Genomic DNA, 16782 nt, shown 5'->3' on the forward strand with positions numbered 1-16782 from the left:
GAATGCTTGTTGGAAGAGATGGCCCAACTATCCTTGACTACGTGAGCTCCCCTTACTAGGAAACAAAAAAATTGAATAACGAGAGAATTTCAATAAGTGGCTAACTTGCACTTGAAATTTGCGAATTCTTTATTGATGAAAATCAGCTGTATTAAGAAAAATTTCCACACATTACCTCTCGCCTTCTCCATAAATTTTTCTAACCAAATTGCTGTAGACAACATCCACCATGACGGCTATAAGCAAACCATATGCATACATTCCACAGGCAATACATAGACCAATAATAATCGGTCTATCTCCTAAAAGTCCTTGACCAATAAATGGTACTGGCCGTCCCCATAACAAAACAGTCACTGTTAACCCAGTAAATGTTGCCGGTAAGCGCCCAGGTAATTTTTTATCAAACAAAATCAGCGCCCCTGCGCTTAATAGGAAGATGAGTATGCCACCATCAATAAAATTGATAGCAAAATAGGTCAATGAATCAGAAAAATAATGCCAAAGCATATTGGAAAGCTGCCCCCAAAAAAGTCCCACGGTAAACGAAGCAAGTAATTCAAAACAAGCTCTCTTTTGCATAGCAATATTTCCTATAAAATAAAATTGTAATGCAAGGAAACTGATCCAAATAAATTGACCGATAGCTAACTTTCCAATCAACAAGGTGCCTATCAAGTTTATTGAAGCGATTACAATACATAGTAATAGATTGTTTTTCATTAAATCCTCCCGCCCTTTCCCACAGCTCTGCTTTTTGTTTTTATTTCTTAATCAAATTGTTTCATCTCTTTTTCGGTTGGCATTCCACCCTGTGCGCCTTTTTTGGTTACTGAAATAGCTGCCGCTTTATTAGCCAGTTGAATAGCTTCTGCAATTGATTTTCTGCGAATTATTTCTAGCGCAAAAGCGCCATTGAAGGTGTCTCCAGCACCCGTTGTATCTATTGCCTTAACCTTATACGCTGGAATCTGACGAATTGTTTGTCCATCATGAAAGATAACGCCCTCAGAGCCTAGTGTCACCACCAACTGATTCGGAAATTTCTCAACAGCTTCTGTTATAGTCAATTGAGGAAAGATTTGTTTACACTCATTCTCATTAGGTGTTAAAAAGGTTAAGTCATCCATCAAAGCTCTCGCTGTTTTATCAGCTGGGGCTGGGTTATATAAAACAGGGACATCCTCTTCTTTGCAATGCTTCACAATAAAATGAATCGTCTCATTCGGAATCTCATTTTGTAGAATAACCATTCCGTAAGCAGAAAGCGGCTTGGTTAATTTCTCTTCAACAAATTCAGGCGTTACCTCATTATTTGCTCCGGGAACTACAACAATACGATTGTCATGATTAATTAAAAATATGTGAGCAGTTCCCGTTAAAGCCGAAGAACTCATACTAATCATCTCTGTATCCACTTGATTTTCTCTCAGATTTTCCACTACCATTTCACCATGGGCATCTTGACCGACACAGCCAAGAATGTCCACTGCCCCACCTAAACGAGCAATTGCGACAGCTTGGTTTGCTCCTTTCCCACCACAAAATAGTTCAAGAAAATCAGCTTTTATCGTTTCACCTTGTTCTGGCATACGATTTGTTTCAATCGTTAAATCAACAGACATTGAGCCGATTACAAGAATTTTCTTCATTTACTTTCCTCCTATGCATCCAATCTATCTAATGCGTCCATCAACAGTTTTACAAATTTTTCTCGGTCAACTTCCTGTAAAACAAGGGTATTCTTTGGTAAATCAAAAGCACGTCTAAAATCACCATAAGTCAACCCTCTAGCTAGCGAATCATCTGTAATTACATGGATATCAGCAGCTGTACCCGTAAAAATTTCAGGCATCAATAAATACGCAATTGTACATAAATCATGAAGAGGTGAGTCAATAAACCCAAATTGACGGCCAGAGGTATTATAAAATGACAAAAGTTCATAAGCCAGTTGATTGACACGCCCTCGACCGTGTAACTGATCAATTTCAGCTACGGTAATGACTGCTTTTTCTGTTACATCTAACCCTGCCATAACGATTTGTAAGCCACTTTGAAAAACAATCTCAGCTGCTTCAGGATCAACATAAATATTAAATTCAGCTAACGGAGTTTGATTGCCATGACTGATTCCCCCACCCATCAACACAATCTCTTCTATCAACGGAAGAACCTCTGGATGGCTTTTAAGAAGTAAAGCTATATTAGTTAACGGACCTAAAGCCGCAATCGTCACTTTCCCTTCTGCCTGCATTATTTTTCGATAAAGAAACTCTACACCATTCATCTGACTTACAGGATACTCTGCTCCTTCAAAATAAGGTCCTTCCATTCCACTTTCGCCATGAGCTTCAGGTGCCGTCTTCAATGACTTTACCAACGGCCCTTCTTGTCCTGCTGCTAACGGGATTTCTGAGTGCAGAAAATGTAAGATATTTCGCGCATTCTTTGTCACCTTGGCTAAAGTCTGATTTCCACCAATCGTTGTTATGCCTAAGACCTTTAATTTCTCAGCATTAGCCAATGCCATTATAATCGCAAGCGCATCATCATGACCAGGATCGCAATCAATCAGAATTTTTTTCATGTCCAAGTACCTTCTTTCCTAGTTCTTCCATCGTCAAAATATTCTTAAATCCTAACGCTTTGGCTAATTGACAAATATAAGGCTGCTTTAGTCCACTCAAAGTCAATAGACTTTCATCCCAAAATACTTCTCTAGGTGTTCCTTCTTTGCGTAATTGTTTATCTGCAAAAACCAATACACGCTGAAACTCTTTTACTACGAACTCCATATCATGAGTAATCGTTATGACAGCTTTATTTTTAGCAGATAATTCTTTAATAATTCTGCCCAAAAGCTCAGTGGATTCTCTATCTTGCCCTGCTGTTGGTTCATCCAAAACAATAACCTCTGGATCCATCGCTATGATTGCAGCAATTGTAATAAACTTTCTCTTAGAGTAAGACAAATTATAAGGATGCTCATTTAAGACCTCCGTCAATCCACATGTCTCAGCGGCCTCCTTAACTTTCTTTTTGATAACCGAAACAGCTAATTTTTGACTTTTAGGACCAAAAGCAATCTCCTTTTCGATAGTCTCTTGAAAGATTTGGTCATCGGGATTTTGAAAAACATAACCCACATGCTTCGACATTTGAGCTGCAGTAAAGACATTCGTTGATTTCCCATCAATCAAGACTTCCCCTTTCGTTGGCCGTAACAAGCCATTCATCAGCTTAACTGTGGTCGTTTTTCCGGCACCATTTTGACCAATAATTGCAACAGCTTCACCTAGTTGAAACTCCATTGAAACCTTTTGAGTTGCTTCAAAACCATTTGGGTAGCTATAACTAACTTCACTTAATTTTAAGAAACTCATTTTGAAGCGACCTCCTTTAATTTTACAATTGCTTCGTCCATTGTAATCGGTATTTGTGTATCATACCCTAGCTGCTCCAAAAAGAACAATGCTACTTGTGGCAAAGAACCCCCATGCTGCAATATCGTTCTGTCGTTCAGCAGCTGGTGAGTTTCGCCACTCTTCACCACATGTCCATTCTCCAACAAAATGATTGCATCACAATATTCCGCCAGTAAATCCACCTTATGCTCCACCACGATAATTGTCTTACCTTGATCTTTTAACATCGAAATAATTTGAAAGACTTCCTCCGTACTCTGAGGATCAAGTTGAGAAGTCGGCTCATCCAAAATGATGACTTCAGGATCTAAAGCCACAACAGAAGCCAATGCAACACGTTGTTTTTGACCGCCAGATAACTCATACGGATTTTTTTCTTTAAGTATTTCTAGAGTAAACAGTTCCAACAATTCTTGTACTTTAACTTTCATAATCTCCGGTGCAATCCCAATGTTTTCCATACCATAAGCAATCTCTTCTTCTACAGTATCCTTAACCCCAGAAATTTGAGTAAATGGATTTTGCGAAGAGTACCCAATCTCAGCAGCTAATGCGCCTACATTGTATTCTTGAACAGATTTCTCTTTATAAGTCACTTCACCTGTTAACTCACCAAAGAACAAAGTAGGAATAAAGCCACGAATAATATTACAAAGCGTTGTTTTCCCTGCTTGGTTATTTCCGATAAGTCCGTACACCTTGCCTTTTTCAAATGATAGCGATACATCTTTAATTACTGGTTCAACATCTAACGGATATTTATACGTCACATTTTTCAATTCGATTAAACTCATAATGGTCCCCCCACAAAATACACAATCAACGCAGCTAAACAAAATATGACAATCAAATAATCCGATGGTGTTTTTTTGATAGAATAGTACGTTGTCTTTTTCATTGGTGCTGAAAACCCTCTTGCCTCTAAAGTTAGTACGCGTTCATCCGTTTGTTGAATGGATGTTAACACTAGTGGACCCATCATAGGCACAAAAGCTTTCATACGTATAAACACAGAACCTTCCGTTTCAATTCCTCTTGCCCTCTGTGCATCTGTTATAGTTTGCGACAATTTTGACATCTGTGGGATCAATTGAATGGTTGCTGCAATCACAAAAGTTACTTTCTTAGAAATGCGGGCTTTTTCTAAAGCGGCAACAATATCTTTGACGCTAGTTACTTGAAAGAACCAGATAATAATCGAGCTAATCGCCACAATTCGAGAAGTTAGTCCAACACTTGTATCCATTCCCATCTGAGAATATCCAATAAACCACCATAGCGATTGACTATCCTCATTTTTAACGATGAACACTTGAACTAAGAAAATAAATAAAACAATTACAAAAACTGATTTAAAGAAAGTATTAAAAAAGTTAGTTATTGTTCCTGAAAACAGGCTTAAAACCAACACGACTCCAAAAAGCACATATTGAACAGTTGGTAACGTTGAAAACATACTAACAATTATTACAGTTAAAACAATCATTAATTTAGTCGAAGGATGCCATTTTCCAACTATACTATCCATGCTTCAACGCCTCCTTTTTAATATATGGAAGCCCATAATTTAACTTAATTAAAAATCGTGGAGGGATTCGTTTAACCACTAAATAACTGATAAAGAAATTTAAAATAGTATTGATTGTTCCAGTCAATATATTGGTAGAAAATACAGAATCCCATAATTGTTGACCTGCTGCCAAAAATGCGGCTGTAACTAAATCTGTGCCTGCTCCTGTAATTCCACCAAACATAAAGACCGTTACTATAGCTGCCGAACCAGCTGAAACGATAGTCAGTACAGCGCAAGCAATCAGTATGCCAAAAATATTCTTAAAAAAATTAAATCTTGAGAAGTATCCTGCAAATAGGCCAATGCTTATTGAGACAATCCCGTACGGAATCGCTACTGGATTCAACATCCCATTGACAACATTTCCTAAAAACCCTGTTACTAGCCCTACCCAAGGACCGGCCACCATCGCTACTAAATACGTACCAATCTGATCAATAAAGACTGGGAATTTCAAAATTGTACACAGCTGATATCCGACAACATTTAAAGAAATGCCAACTGGAATCAGCATTAATGCCTGTAAACCAAAGTCATATCTTATTCCTCGCTTCATATCTTTTCCCACTTTCAATTTTTTTCTCACACAAATGTAAGAGCTTTCTTAATTTCATCATCAGTATAATCAGAAATAAAAAATCACGAAAGGTCACATGTCCCTTCGTGATAAAAATCAATGAATTCATTTTTAAAAATATTGCAATTGCTCTTTGAGTCGGTGATATTCCTCAACACCAATATATATTTTCCGTTGCTCGCTTATAATCTCATGATTCTCGCGTAGATTTTTTAATGAACGTCCTACTGTGCGTACACTCATTCCTAATTTGTTACCAATTTTTTCACGAGTTTCTTGTACTTCGACTAACTTAACTTCACTATTTTGTTTTTCCTCATAATAAGAGACAAGAAAATAACGCAATCGGTTCACTCCTTCAAAACGATAAAGTAAGCCATCATTCCCCGAACGATCATATAAATCTTTTGCTAAGAGCCCTGCACTCAACTGTAACAATTCTATGTCCTCCATCACCCATTCATAAACAACCGAGGAAGGAACTCGAACCGCCTCTACTTTGGTCAAGCAAGTAATCGTTGCGATAGTTTCCTCTTTTTGAGCCAAAATTTCGAGTAAGCCCACGCTTCCATTACTTTTTTCTAATTGGAAATAATCATATTCGTTCCCATCTTCATAGTTTCGAGCACCAACGACAATTCCACTAAGAATAAAGTAGACATATTCTGGAAAATCGCCACGCATGATAATGGTTTCCTTTGGCTCAAAGCAAATCACAGGATATTGTTCGACTCCCTTATCTTCTATACTGCTAAAATTAATCGTACTTTTCTGATTATAATGCTGCCACTTTTCCCTAAGAACGTTCTTTTCCATAATTTGACTAACTCCTTTCCTAAAAAGTTTATATTCAAATATTATGATCCAATCGACCAAGTGCTTTCTTCACATAACCAAATAATTTTCTATTCATACTATACCACTTTATCTAAAAGATAACCTGTTTGTTCCAAAAGAGAGATTAATCCATTTTCTCCATACAAATCTCCTGCTCCAACAGCTATAAAAATCGGAGCTGTTTCATTTAATTCTTTTTCAAGAGTGTCTAACCAAGCAATGTTTCGCTTTGTTATTAATAAATAATTATACTCTTCACTAGCATTTACTAACAGGTCTGAGAAATTATTTTCTATATTTCCATCAATATAATTGTCAATTACATCCTCATTTCTTTTTTGAGCTTCATCTAAGCTCAATATTTGTTTTATCCACTATTTATTTGTGATGTTATAAACACGCTTGAAACGTTGGTTTCAAGCGTGTTTTTGTTTATTAGATACAGAGCTTTCCGTTCTTCGTTGAAACAGCGAGTGAGTCGCATGATAGATACTTCTGGCAATATCTGATTGATTCATCGTATATAAATGGACACCGGAAACTCCCTGAGTAACTAAATCAACAATCTGATCAATAGCATAAGCCAGTCCTGCAGCCCGCAATGCCACCGGATTATCTGCATACTTATCCAGGATAGCGAGAAATTTCTTAGGAAGCTGAACCTCCGCCGTACGAATAATACGTTCTGCCTGCTTTTTGTTGACAATCGGCATGATCCCAGCCAATATCGGTACTTGAATCCCTGCAAGGCAGCATTTTTCCTGAAAATGATAAAAGCGTTCATTATCAAAAAACAGTTGCGTAATCAGCTGGTCTGCTCCGGCATTAACCTTTTCTCTCAGATGATAAATATCCTCCAGCGTATTTGCCGACTCAGGATGTCCTTCGGGATAACAGGCAGCAGTAACAGAAAATTCTGGGTCCCATTCCTTGATATAAGAAATTAGGTCAGCTGCATAAAGAAACTCTTTGCTGCGGGGAACCTCCGGATAGAGGTCCCCTCTTAACGCCAAAATATTTTGAATTCCTTTTTGATGAAGCAATTCCAAAACCTCGTCAACGTTTGTTTTACTCAAATAAGCCGCACTTAAATGAACAATACTCGGAACTTCGTGATGGCTCTGAATGTGTTCCGCAATTTTAACGGTCGTGTCTTTTAAGGAAAGCAGCTTGTTGCTGCAGGTCACACTGATAAAATCAGGACGCAGGTCCTCCATCTGATGTAATGATCTATACAAGCTGTCAAATGTTGCCTGTGAACCTGGAGGAAAGACTTCAAAAGAAAGTCTGGGACTTTCATTCTCTGACTGGTTCATAAACAAGCGCCTCCCTTGTCTGAATAGCAGCTTTAGTTAGATTTGCCAGGCTTTTAACTGTTTCTTTTTCACCGCGTGTTTTTAACCCGCAATCAGGATTGATCCACAATTTTTCTGCCGAAATCTTTTTCAGCAGTTCTTCAATTGTCGCAGTCAGCTCAGCAACAGAAGGAACTCTTGGCGAATGAATATCGTACACACCGGGTCCCACCGCTGTCTGGAACTTTTGAGATTTCAACTCATCCAGCAAAGCCAAATTTGAACGAGAGGCTTCAAAAGAAATAACATCTGCATCCATTTGATCAATCGCAGGTAATATATCCGCAAACTCGCTGTAGCACATATGCGTATGAATCTGTGTATGCGGAGCTACTTTGCTGTGAACCAGTCGAAATGCAGGAATGGCCCAGTCCAGATATTCTTTATACCAGTCACTCTTTCGTAATGGGAGTTTTTCCCGTAATGCAGCTTCATCAATCTGGATAATTTTGATACCATTTGCTTCCAGATCCAACACTTCTTCCTGAATAGCCAAAGCAATTTGAAGAGTGCTGTCTTTCAGTGATATATCCTCACGCGGAAATGACCAGTTTAGAATCGTTACCGGTCCCGTCAACATGCCCTTCACTGGTTTGGCAGTCAGCCCCTGAGCATAGGCAGACCATTCAACGGTAATTGCCTGTTTTCTTGAAACATCTCCCCAGATAATCGGCGGCTTCACACAACGTGTGCCATAAGACTGAACCCAGGCATTTTTTGAAAACAGGAAGCCTTCCAAATTTTCACCAAAATATTCAACCATGTCATTCCGCTCAAACTCTCCATGCACCAGTACATCCAGATCAATATCTTCCTGAAATTCGATACAGTCAGCAATCTTTTTCCGCAAAAAGCTCTTATAGGATAGCTGATCAAGTTCCCCTCTTTTGAATCTTGCCCGAGCGGCTTTCACATCACGAGTCTGAGGGAAAGAGCCTATGGTTGTAGTCGGCAGCAACGGAAGATTCAGCTCAATTTTCTGAGTCTGAGCTCTCTCCTCATAAGATATTTGACGATGAAAATCCTGCTCAGTTAAAGCTGCCAGCTTATCAGCCAGAGCCTCATTTTTCTGAACTCGTTCTTTTTGAAAAAGCTGCTGATTTTCGGTTACTCTTCCTGTTGATTGGCTGACAATTTGAGACAGCTGCGACAACTCCTTCAGCTTCTCCTTTGCAAAAGAAAAATGCTGAGAGACTTCCTCAGGAAATTCTTCCTGCTCGATAGAAAACGGTACATGAAGCAATGAACAGGAGGTCGATAAAATAACCTGCTCTTTTGGCAAGCCGTTTAGTAACGCAACAGTCTTTTGATAATCATTCCGCCAAATATTTTTCCCATTTATAATACCGGCAAATAACACTTTATTCTGAGGAAAGCCGAACGACCGAACGAATTCTTCTGTCTGTTTCCCTTCAACAAAATCCAGTCCGATACCGTCTACATCAAGTGTCAACAAATCAGCATAAACATCTCGGACATCGCCAAAATAAGTCTGCAGCAGCAGTTTGATTTCTCTTGGTTCTTTGGTGAACGACTCGTAAATTGCTAAAAACAAGTCACGATCTTCATTTGACAAATCTTTTACCAGAGCAGGCTCATCCAGTTGCAGCCAGTGCGCACCTAAACTGTTCAGCTTTAAGATAATCTCTTTATATGCAGAAATCAGTGCCGGAATATGCTTTGCCTTTTCTGTTGTTGTAAAATCAGCAAGCTGAATCAAAGTAAACGGTCCTAAAATAACAGGTCTGGTTTCAATTCCCAGTTCCTTTGCTTCCAGATATTCATCAAAAATCTTGGTTCCAACAACTCGGACTTCGGTGTCCTGCTCAAATTCAGGTGTCAGATAATGATAATTGGTGTTAAACCATTTTTTCATCGGCAATGCAGTCACATCACCTGCTGCTGCCTGATACCCTCTCGCCAAAGCGAAATAAGTATCTAAAGGAGAAAGCTTCAGCTCCAAAAATCGCTTCGGAATAATATTCAACAAAACAGCAGTATCCAACACTGTATCATAAAAAGAAAAATCATTACTTGGAATGTATGAGATTCCTGTATTCCTCAAAAGCTGCCAGTGCGTCTTTCTTAATTGTCTGCCCTTTTCTAATAACTCTTCTTGTGTGCTGTCTCCACGGAAATAATTTTCTGTCGCTGCTTTCAATTCACGATTTTCTCCAATTCTTGGAAATCCCACAACCGTTGTTTTCATAGATACGCCTCCTCAATACTTATGGGGAACACTTTATCACAGCCGTCTGTATCCTGACTAACTGTTAAAATTTATAACCTGTAATAGATTTTAATTATAAGAAAAAAATGAGAATTCAATGGATAAATCATTTGACAGGAAGATAAGTTTTGGCTATAGTAGAAATCAATAGTTAATGCGTAGAAAAGAAGAGTACATTTAGAGAACCTTATACAGAGAGCTCCCAGTGGTGAGAAGGAGCATTGGCAATCATTTGGAAGATGGTCTTTGAGCATTCAGCAGTGAGTGGATTTATGAACTGCTGACGGAGGTGCCCGATATCGCAACGCAGTATCAGTTTTTTATGAACTCGTACTGGCTAAGGTTGCTGACTGTGAAGCAGTAACAAACAAAGGTGGTATCACGAAATTATTCGTCCTTTTTCTTATACAGAAAAAGGGCGTTTTTTTTTACCAATTAATGAAAGGAGCAGACATATGCGTATACAGCAGTTGGAGTATCTTGAAAAAGTAGCGGAAATCGGATCTATTAATGAAGCGGCAAAAAGTCTATTTTTATCACAGCCTGCTTTATCTAATGCCATCAAGGAGCTGGAAAATGAAATGAACATCTGTCTTCTTCATCGAAGCAAGCTCGGAGTTGCATTAACTGAAGAAGGGCGGGAATTTTTATCTTATGCCAGACAGATCATCGATCAGGTAGATCTTCTGGAAAAGAGATACAAGCATTCCGAAAAACAAGCTTCTCGACTATCAATTTCTTCTCAGCATTATGCTTTTTCTGTTCATGCATTTGTGGAGTTTATTCAAACATATGAAGATGACAGCTATCAATTCAGTTTGAGAGAGACGGAGACAAAGAATATCCTCGAAGATGTTGCAGGCTTCCGCAGCGAGATTGGTATCCTCTTTTTAAATAATTTTAACCGACAGGTACTTGAAAAGCTGTTTGAAGAAAAAAATTTAGCCTTTTCTTCTTTATTTTATGCTACACCGCATATTTTTATCAGTAAAGATAATCCGCTGGCTCACAAGAACAAGGTTACTCTTGAAGAATTGTCAGAGCTTCCCTATCTCTCTTTTGAGCAGGGCAACAGCAACTCCTTTTATTTTGCCGAAGAAATTTTAAGTACACGTACCTGTAAAAAGCATATTAAAGTAAGTGATCGGGCAACTATTTTCAATTTGATGATTGGGCTTAATGGATACACATTCAGCTCCGGAATTATCAGTCGTGAATTAAATGATGACAGCATTGTTGCTATTCCACTGGATGTTCCTGAACGTATTGAAATCGGCTGGATTAGAAGCCGGCGCAGCCACTTGTCTCTGCTGGGACAGCGCTATTTGGATACACTAAAAAAACATATCCGAGATTATGGATTTAATACAATTGAGGAGGAAGCTTATGAAGAAAACTATTGAAAAAAAGGATTGGAAGGAAGCTACAAAATTGGCTCAAATTGGCAATCATACGGATAAACAGACTGGTGCAGTCAGTACACCAATCTATCTCTCTACAACATACGCCCATCCCGAGCTTGGTCAAAGCACCGGCTTTGATTACACACGAACCGCCAACCCAACCCGTCAAGTTTTGGAAACGGCCTTGGCTGAATTGGAACAGGGCCGTTATGGATTTGCCACAAGTTCAGGAATGAGTGCCATTCAGCTTGTCTTTGAATTGTTCCCCTGCAACAGTCATTTTTTGGTTTCCAGAGATCTCTATGGCGGAAGCTATCGATACTTTCATTCGCTGGAAGAAAACGGCCAATATCAGTTTACTTATTTCAATTCTATTGCCGAACTTCACGCAGCAATCAGTTCAGACATTGCCGCTGTTTTTATTGAAACCCCAACGAATCCATTGATGTCAGAGCTGTCTATAACTGAAGTCTCTGAACTGACAAAAGCCAATCATACCCTACTGATTGTTGATAACACCTTTTTAACACCGATTCTGCAAAAGCCGCTGCGTCTTGGTGCAGATCTTGTTGTTCACTCTGCTACCAAATTTCTCGGAGGACACAATGATCTGCTTGCTGGGGCTGTAATGACAAACTCAGATAAATTAGGAGAGAAATTAGCATTCGCTTTAAACACAACGGGCGCCGTCCTGTCTCCTTTTGACTCATGGCTGCTGATTCGCGGATTAAAAACCTTGTCCCTTCGCATTAGGCAACAGGAAAAAAATGCCCAAACACTCGTCCGATTTTTATGCCAGACACCGCTCATTAAAGAAGTATTTTACCCAGAAAAAGGAAGCATGATCAGTTTGAAGCTGCAGAACGCAACACAGATTCCCGCATTCTTAAAAGCACTGAGCATTTTTACCTTTGCAGAAAGTCTCGGAGGTGTTGAAAGCCTTGTTACTTATCCAAGCACACAGACCCATGCTGATATTCCTAAAGAATTGCGGGAATCTTATGGCTTAACGGACGATTTACTTCGATTATCCATCGGAATTGAAGCTATTGAAGACCTGATTCAGGATCTTAAACAGGCCTTGATTAAGTCAGCTGATTAATCCTCACGAAGAATATAATAGGAATAGCTTGAACTAAGCAGTTTATTTGGTTATCTAAAAATGCATCCTCTGCCAGATGAAAACAGAGAATGCATTTTATTAATAATTATCTTTATAAGCCAAAGACCCTTTGACGACCTATTGCCAGCTCCTTATATTTTCTCATAATGACCACAGCTGAACTCACTCTGATAATGCTTTTCTTCGTCTCGTTTTGGTTGTTTTTCCAAGAGCTTTGGTCAGCTGAAAACTACCAACTATTTGCTCATCAGAAGGAATTCCAAAGCTTAAGCGAAGCTCGCTGTCAAAGAAATTTTTAGTTGTCCGCCAGGCTATATCTATACCTCTTTCCCAAGTTAAAAGCTGAATGTTCTGTATTAATAATGAGGCAGCTGCTCAGGCTGCTTCAAAAGCTTCTTTCTCCTCATACCTTTACTGGATCTGGTTATAAGTCATTAAAGCAGGAACACTTTCAAAATAAGTATGTGTTTTCCCTTCCATATTTGTAATCCTTTCAAAATCAAATTTATTCCATAAACCCGTTCTGGAATAACTGCTCAATACTTTTTCTATATATCTTGTGTACTTCCTTCCCAAGAATCAGGTAAACCTTCCATGGCTATTTTGAAGAATGAAAAGTGGCACAAGAAATTGCCTATAAAATTCTATTGGCGGTTACATCAGGATTTTCATCAAGAAGAAGCTTCTCTGAGGGGGCTTCATGTTCGAATTGTTCTATCTATCGTTCATTCTATTCATTTCCTGCTTTTCAATTGCTTGTCATTCTCAACTTAGAAAGAATATATCAAAATAAAAACAGAGTGTAAAAATCCTTTCTGCTATAACAGTCAGGATTTTTACATTCTGTTTTTTTATTTATTCCCCGTATTCTGCCTCTAATTCAGCAGATAAGCGACTTATCTCATAATATAGCTGATTTTCACGAGCTTCCAGTTCTTCTCCTTTAACATCTAATATCTCTTTTTCAGCTTCAGTCCTCCTGCAAAGACATTCCTGCTCATTTTTTGCTTCTATAAATAATTCATCAAACACCCGCTTTGATCTGCTGTTTTGAAACATCTTTGTCAATTGCTCAAACAGCTGATCTGAATGAGAGAACTGATCCCCATAACTTTTCTGAATGTCAGCTATCTCCTTCTTGCTTCGTGCCACTTTATAATGTTGCGTTGCTACAAAATCTTCTTCCTGCTTCAATTTCAGCAATTCAGTGATTTTTTGCTTGTCTTCCATTCCCTCATCTCCCTTTTCAATTAGCCGCTTCATTTTTAGTTTACTTAATAATAACATAAATATAATTGATTTCATACTTAAAGTTAACAACGGATGCTTTGGAACTGGAGAAGCTTCCCTATATTAATCGTTTGAGAAAATAATAGGTTATTACAATTTTTTTATAGTTTATTTTAAAAAAATAAAAAAATACTCATCCTTATAAAATAAGGATGAGCAAGGAGTTAAATGAAAAATAAAAAGGGTTGTTAGTTGTTGTGTCATTATAATACTATCAATAAAATGAAAAAGCAAACAATAACCCTCGAAAATCTCATTTTTTTATTATTTAGATATTTATTCTATTTGATCTCTTAGTCAACCAGAAGAGCCATTAAGTGAACATCCAAAAATTCTCCGTCATCTGTCTTTGCGCCTCGAGGCATAATGGTCTCAGTTATAAAACCCTTTTTTTCATATAATTGGACAGCACGAATATTTCGATGTTGAACTGTCAATTCCAGTCGTCGAATAATGCCGCCTTCTTTCGCCCAGATAATCAGCTCTTCCATCATCAGACTGCCTAAACCAAATCCCCAGTAATCTTTTAAAATACTGATACCGATTTCACCAATATGTTCCACCCTTTTCTTATCAGAAGCGCTCACTGAAGCAGTTCCCACAATCTGATCTCCTAACAGCGCAACCATTAGTATATTATTAGGTGATTCATATAGATCCTCCAAGTTATGCGCCATTTCCTCAACAGTAACTGCTGGACCGTTCCCGTCCATTACCAGAAAAGCTGTTTCCCGACCGACTCTTCCCAACACATCCACCAGCTGCTCAGCATCATCAGGCACAGCTTCTCTCACCGTAATCTCTATTTGTTCTTTATCCATAAATTCTTTCCCGCACTTTCACTGATTCTGCTTAGAAAAGCTTGACCATTACAACCAATCCCATCAATCAAAATCATCCGTTTTTCTTCTTTTGCAGAGTCTTTATTTATTTGAATCCTCAAATACTCATTCGGTAATTCTTCTTTTAACATTTCTCCCCATTCTACGACACTCAGTCCAGAGCCTTCAAAATATTCATCAAGAGCAAGGTCTTCTATTCCGCTCTCTACCCGATAAACATCCATATGATAAAGAGGTAGACGCCCATTGAGATATTCTCGTACAATCGTATAGGTAGGACTTTTGATCATTTGAGTAATACCCAACCCCAAAGCAATTCCTTTAGTCAGTGTTGTTTTACCTGCACCCAGATCACCAGATAAAATAATAATATCCCCGGCGTTTGCAGCCCTGCCAATTGTTTTTGCCAGCTCTTCTGTTTCCTGACTGCTGTCCACTATAATTTCCATATAATCACCCTCCCATTGTTCTTCTTTAACTTGATAATGCAAAAGGGCTTATTACTCCCCATAGCAACTACATACAGTGTCAGTTCAACGCATACAATGCTGCACTTTCCGCATGAATCTTTGCGGTATCAAATAGCGGTACATCCATATCCTCAGACTTTACCAGCAAACCTATTTCTGTACAGCCAAGAATAACACCTTCTGCTCCGGCACTATTCAATTTGGCAATAATCTCCAGATAAATCTTTTTTGATTTTTCAGAAATTATTCCCAGACAAAGCTCTTCAAAAATAATTTGATTGATTTTGTCCATATCCTGCTCTTCCGGAATCAAAACATCTATTCCAAAATCTATTAATTTATTTTTATAAAAATCTTCCTGCATTGTGTATCTGGTTCCAAGAAGCCCAACCTTACAGATATTTTGTTTATTCAGATGCTCAGCCGTTTCTTCAGCAATATGAAGAATTGGAATAGAAAGTGCTGCCTGTATTTCTGGGGCAACTTTGTGCATTGTATTCGTACAAATTACAATAAAATCAGCTCCTGCCTGTTCCAGTTTAACAGCAATTCCAGTTAATACTTCTCCGCTTTTTTTCCAATTTCCCTGGCTTTGATACTGTTCAATTTCAGCAAAATCTACACTGTAAAGCAGACATTCTGCAGAATGGAGACTTCCAGCTTCTTTTTTTACTATCTCATTAATCTGCTGATAATAACTGACAGTGCTCTCCCAGCTCATCCCACCGATAAGTCCAATTGTTTTCATATGAATCGCCCCTTTTTGAGAGTATAGCATACATAAAGCTTCTGAATAAACAGTATTTCATTTGCCATTTAGAAATATTTTCACTAATTCCTACTGAACTGCTGGTTCCTGTCTCCGGAAACCAAAAAAACACCGAAGCAAAAAATTGTTTCCGTGTTTTTTCTTATAGCTATTCACTTTTGGAGCTCAAACTAGGTTGTTTAAGTACTCCCATCTTTTTATCAGCAATCTACTCGACTATTTTGTTATTAAATATAGTAGGAGTTCCCTTAAAAAGCAACTGACTCTATATACTTCCCCAGTTTTCAAAATACACGACAATTGTTTTTGAATCTCAAAAAAGCAGTATTCACTGATATTCCCGGATAAATTCTGTTGTCTGCAGCAGATACCCAAGTAAAAGACACATTTATTCTACTACCATATTTTAAACAGGAACAGCAATATCCCTCATAAAAAAAGAAAATTCTAATAAATCATTCTTGGAATGAATTGATCCGTTTAACCCGCTATAAAAAGCTGTTAATCAGGTAAAAATTCAACTCTCTCAAGCAAACTTAGTTCACTACCGGATAAATAAAAAAATCAAATTAGTAAAATAAATACCTCTTTTTTGATTTACCAAACTTTTTAGACCGGCTTTTGATAATAAAAGAGTCACAGCTTATCCTGAATAACTTTCTATCCACTCCAATAAGTATAATCCCTTTAATTTCTAAAAAGGGAATGTGACATAAGTATGTCTGAGATTCCTAAAACCAAATAAACGGTGTTCCGAATCCCCTCTCTATGCTTCGAGGACGGAACGAAGTCCTTCAATTCTTAGTGGCTAATTGATGAGATCGAAACAAAGTCCTTCAATTCTTAATGGCTTTGCCGTTTAGAAATTGATGAGATCGAAACGAA

The 16782-nt window shown here is 38.2% G+C and carries 17 protein-coding genes and 1 other annotated feature; of the genes, 2 read left to right on the forward strand and 15 right to left on the reverse strand.

Annotated elements, in window-relative coordinates; translation table 11 throughout:
* Window positions 1–171: 171 nt before the first annotated feature.
* The 11 genes from LI951_RS07955 to metE all read right to left on the reverse strand — a co-directional run bounded on the left by LI951_RS07955 (window position 172) and on the right by metE (window position 9979).
* Entirely contained in the window at window positions 172–723 is a 552-nt protein-coding gene (locus LI951_RS07955; protein WP_229441809.1) for a DUF1097 family protein, read from the reverse strand.
* Window positions 724–770: 47 nt separating this feature from the next.
* Window positions 771–1652 carry a ribokinase gene (rbsK, locus tag LI951_RS07960; protein WP_229441810.1) on the reverse strand — a complete coding sequence of 294 codons (882 nt, stop codon included), beginning with the start codon at window positions 1650–1652 and terminating at the stop codon, window positions 771–773.
* Window positions 1653–1663: 11 nt separating this feature from the next.
* Window positions 1664–2590, reverse strand: a complete 927-nt coding sequence (locus LI951_RS07965; protein WP_229441811.1) for a nucleoside hydrolase — start codon at window positions 2588–2590, stop codon at window positions 1664–1666.
* The gene (locus tag LI951_RS07970) at window positions 2571–3386 is read right to left on the reverse strand and encodes an energy-coupling factor ABC transporter ATP-binding protein (RefSeq protein ID WP_229441812.1); all 816 of its coding nucleotides are present in this window, start codon (window positions 3384–3386) and stop codon (window positions 2571–2573) included. The genes LI951_RS07965 and LI951_RS07970 overlap by 20 nt, the downstream gene beginning before the upstream one ends.
* A complete protein-coding gene (locus tag LI951_RS07975) occupies window positions 3383–4222 on the reverse strand; it encodes an energy-coupling factor ABC transporter ATP-binding protein (protein WP_202064264.1) in 840 nt (279 codons plus the stop codon). The genes LI951_RS07970 and LI951_RS07975 overlap by 4 nt, the downstream gene beginning before the upstream one ends.
* A complete protein-coding gene (locus LI951_RS07980) occupies window positions 4219–4956 on the reverse strand; it encodes an energy-coupling factor transporter transmembrane component T (protein ID WP_229441813.1) in 738 nt (245 codons plus the stop codon). The genes LI951_RS07975 and LI951_RS07980 overlap by 4 nt, the downstream gene beginning before the upstream one ends.
* On the reverse strand, window positions 4949–5557 hold the full coding sequence (locus LI951_RS07985) for an ECF transporter S component (RefSeq protein ID WP_229441814.1): 609 nt from the start codon (window positions 5555–5557) through the stop codon (window positions 4949–4951). The genes LI951_RS07980 and LI951_RS07985 overlap by 8 nt, the downstream gene beginning before the upstream one ends.
* 132 nt (window positions 5558–5689) lie before the next feature.
* The gene (locus LI951_RS07990; RefSeq protein ID WP_229441815.1) at window positions 5690–6394 is read right to left on the reverse strand and encodes a Crp/Fnr family transcriptional regulator; all 705 of its coding nucleotides are present in this window, start codon (window positions 6392–6394) and stop codon (window positions 5690–5692) included.
* Between the two features lie 98 nt (window positions 6395–6492).
* Window positions 6493–6774, reverse strand: coding sequence for a TraB/GumN family protein (locus tag LI951_RS07995; protein WP_229441816.1), 282 nt, complete (start codon window positions 6772–6774; stop codon window positions 6493–6495).
* 57 nt (window positions 6775–6831) lie between these two features.
* The gene (metF, locus tag LI951_RS08000) at window positions 6832–7731 is read right to left on the reverse strand and encodes a methylenetetrahydrofolate reductase [NAD(P)H] (protein WP_202064253.1); all 900 of its coding nucleotides are present in this window, start codon (window positions 7729–7731) and stop codon (window positions 6832–6834) included.
* Entirely contained in the window at window positions 7712–9979 is a 2268-nt protein-coding gene (gene metE, locus LI951_RS08005; RefSeq protein WP_202064252.1) for a 5-methyltetrahydropteroyltriglutamate--homocysteine S-methyltransferase, read from the reverse strand. The genes metF and metE overlap by 20 nt, the downstream gene beginning before the upstream one ends.
* Window positions 9980–10150: 171 nt before the next feature.
* Window positions 10151–10402: a binding site (T-box leader), on the forward strand.
* A gap of 53 nt (window positions 10403–10455) precedes the next feature.
* Here metE and LI951_RS08010 point away from each other — a divergent pair.
* Both LI951_RS08010 and LI951_RS08015 read left to right on the forward strand, forming a co-directional pair.
* Window positions 10456–11403: a LysR family transcriptional regulator gene (locus tag LI951_RS08010; RefSeq protein WP_229441817.1), complete on the forward strand. Its 948-nt coding sequence runs from the start codon at window positions 10456–10458 to the stop codon at window positions 11401–11403.
* Window positions 11387–12505 (forward strand): PLP-dependent transferase, encoded by a 1119-nt coding sequence (locus tag LI951_RS08015; RefSeq protein ID WP_229441818.1) that lies wholly within the window; start codon window positions 11387–11389, stop codon window positions 12503–12505. The genes LI951_RS08010 and LI951_RS08015 overlap by 17 nt, the downstream gene beginning before the upstream one ends.
* Before the next feature lie 876 nt (window positions 12506–13381).
* Here the strand turns inward: LI951_RS08015 and LI951_RS08020 are convergent.
* The 4 genes from LI951_RS08020 to LI951_RS08035 form a co-directional block, all read right to left on the reverse strand.
* Entirely contained in the window at window positions 13382–13756 is a 375-nt protein-coding gene (locus LI951_RS08020) for a DUF3958 family protein (RefSeq protein WP_202064248.1), read from the reverse strand.
* 353 nt (window positions 13757–14109) lie between these two features.
* Window positions 14110–14637 carry a GNAT family N-acetyltransferase gene (locus LI951_RS08025; protein WP_202064246.1) on the reverse strand — a complete coding sequence of 176 codons (528 nt, stop codon included), beginning with the start codon at window positions 14635–14637 and terminating at the stop codon, window positions 14110–14112.
* Entirely contained in the window at window positions 14619–15107 is a 489-nt protein-coding gene (tsaE, locus tag LI951_RS08030; RefSeq protein ID WP_202064244.1) for a tRNA (adenosine(37)-N6)-threonylcarbamoyltransferase complex ATPase subunit type 1 TsaE, read from the reverse strand. Before tsaE ends, LI951_RS08025 begins: the two co-directional genes overlap by 19 nt.
* A 79-nt stretch (window positions 15108–15186) precedes the next feature.
* Entirely contained in the window at window positions 15187–15876 is a 690-nt protein-coding gene (locus LI951_RS08035; RefSeq protein ID WP_202064241.1) for an aspartate/glutamate racemase family protein, read from the reverse strand.
* Between the last annotated feature and the right edge of the window lie 906 nt (window positions 15877–16782).

It is taken from the genome of Enterococcus sp. BWT-B8 (genome assembly GCF_020567625.1).
Taxonomy (GTDB): Bacteria; Bacillota; Bacilli; order Lactobacillales; family Enterococcaceae; genus Enterococcus_L.

Excerpts from the sequence above, each read along its gene's own strand:
- LI951_RS07955 (WP_229441809.1), bottom strand. The coding sequence starts at position 723 with ATGAAAAACAATCTATTACTATGTATTGTAATCGCTTCAATAAACTTG.
- rbsK (WP_229441810.1), bottom strand. The coding sequence starts at position 1,652 with ATGAAGAAAATTCTTGTAATCGGCTCAATGTCTGTTGATTTAACGATT.
- LI951_RS07965 (WP_229441811.1), bottom strand. The coding sequence starts at position 2,590 with ATGAAAAAAATTCTGATTGATTGCGATCCTGGTCATGATGATGCGCTT.
- LI951_RS07970 (WP_229441812.1), bottom strand. The coding sequence starts at position 3,386 with ATGAGTTTCTTAAAATTAAGTGAAGTTAGTTATAGCTACCCAAATGGT.
- LI951_RS07975 (WP_202064264.1), bottom strand. The coding sequence starts at position 4,222 with ATGAGTTTAATCGAATTGAAAAATGTGACGTATAAATATCCGTTAGAT.
- LI951_RS07980 (WP_229441813.1), bottom strand. The coding sequence starts at position 4,956 with ATGGATAGTATAGTTGGAAAATGGCATCCTTCGACTAAATTAATGATT.
- LI951_RS07985 (WP_229441814.1), bottom strand. The coding sequence starts at position 5,557 with ATGAAGCGAGGAATAAGATATGACTTTGGTTTACAGGCATTAATGCTG.
- LI951_RS07990 (WP_229441815.1), bottom strand. The coding sequence starts at position 6,394 with ATGGAAAAGAACGTTCTTAGGGAAAAGTGGCAGCATTATAATCAGAAA.
- metF (WP_202064253.1), bottom strand. The coding sequence starts at position 7,731 with ATGAACCAGTCAGAGAATGAAAGTCCCAGACTTTCTTTTGAAGTCTTT.
- metE (WP_202064252.1), bottom strand. The coding sequence starts at position 9,979 with ATGAAAACAACGGTTGTGGGATTTCCAAGAATTGGAGAAAATCGTGAA.
- LI951_RS08010 (WP_229441817.1), top strand. The coding sequence starts at position 10,456 with ATGCGTATACAGCAGTTGGAGTATCTTGAAAAAGTAGCGGAAATCGGA.
- LI951_RS08015 (WP_229441818.1), top strand. The coding sequence starts at position 11,387 with ATGAAGAAAACTATTGAAAAAAAGGATTGGAAGGAAGCTACAAAATTG.
- LI951_RS08020 (WP_202064248.1), bottom strand. The coding sequence starts at position 13,756 with ATGGAAGACAAGCAAAAAATCACTGAATTGCTGAAATTGAAGCAGGAA.
- LI951_RS08025 (WP_202064246.1), bottom strand. The coding sequence starts at position 14,637 with ATGGATAAAGAACAAATAGAGATTACGGTGAGAGAAGCTGTGCCTGAT.
- tsaE (WP_202064244.1), bottom strand. The coding sequence starts at position 15,107 with ATGGAAATTATAGTGGACAGCAGTCAGGAAACAGAAGAGCTGGCAAAA.
- LI951_RS08035 (WP_202064241.1), bottom strand. The coding sequence starts at position 15,876 with ATGAAAACAATTGGACTTATCGGTGGGATGAGCTGGGAGAGCACTGTC.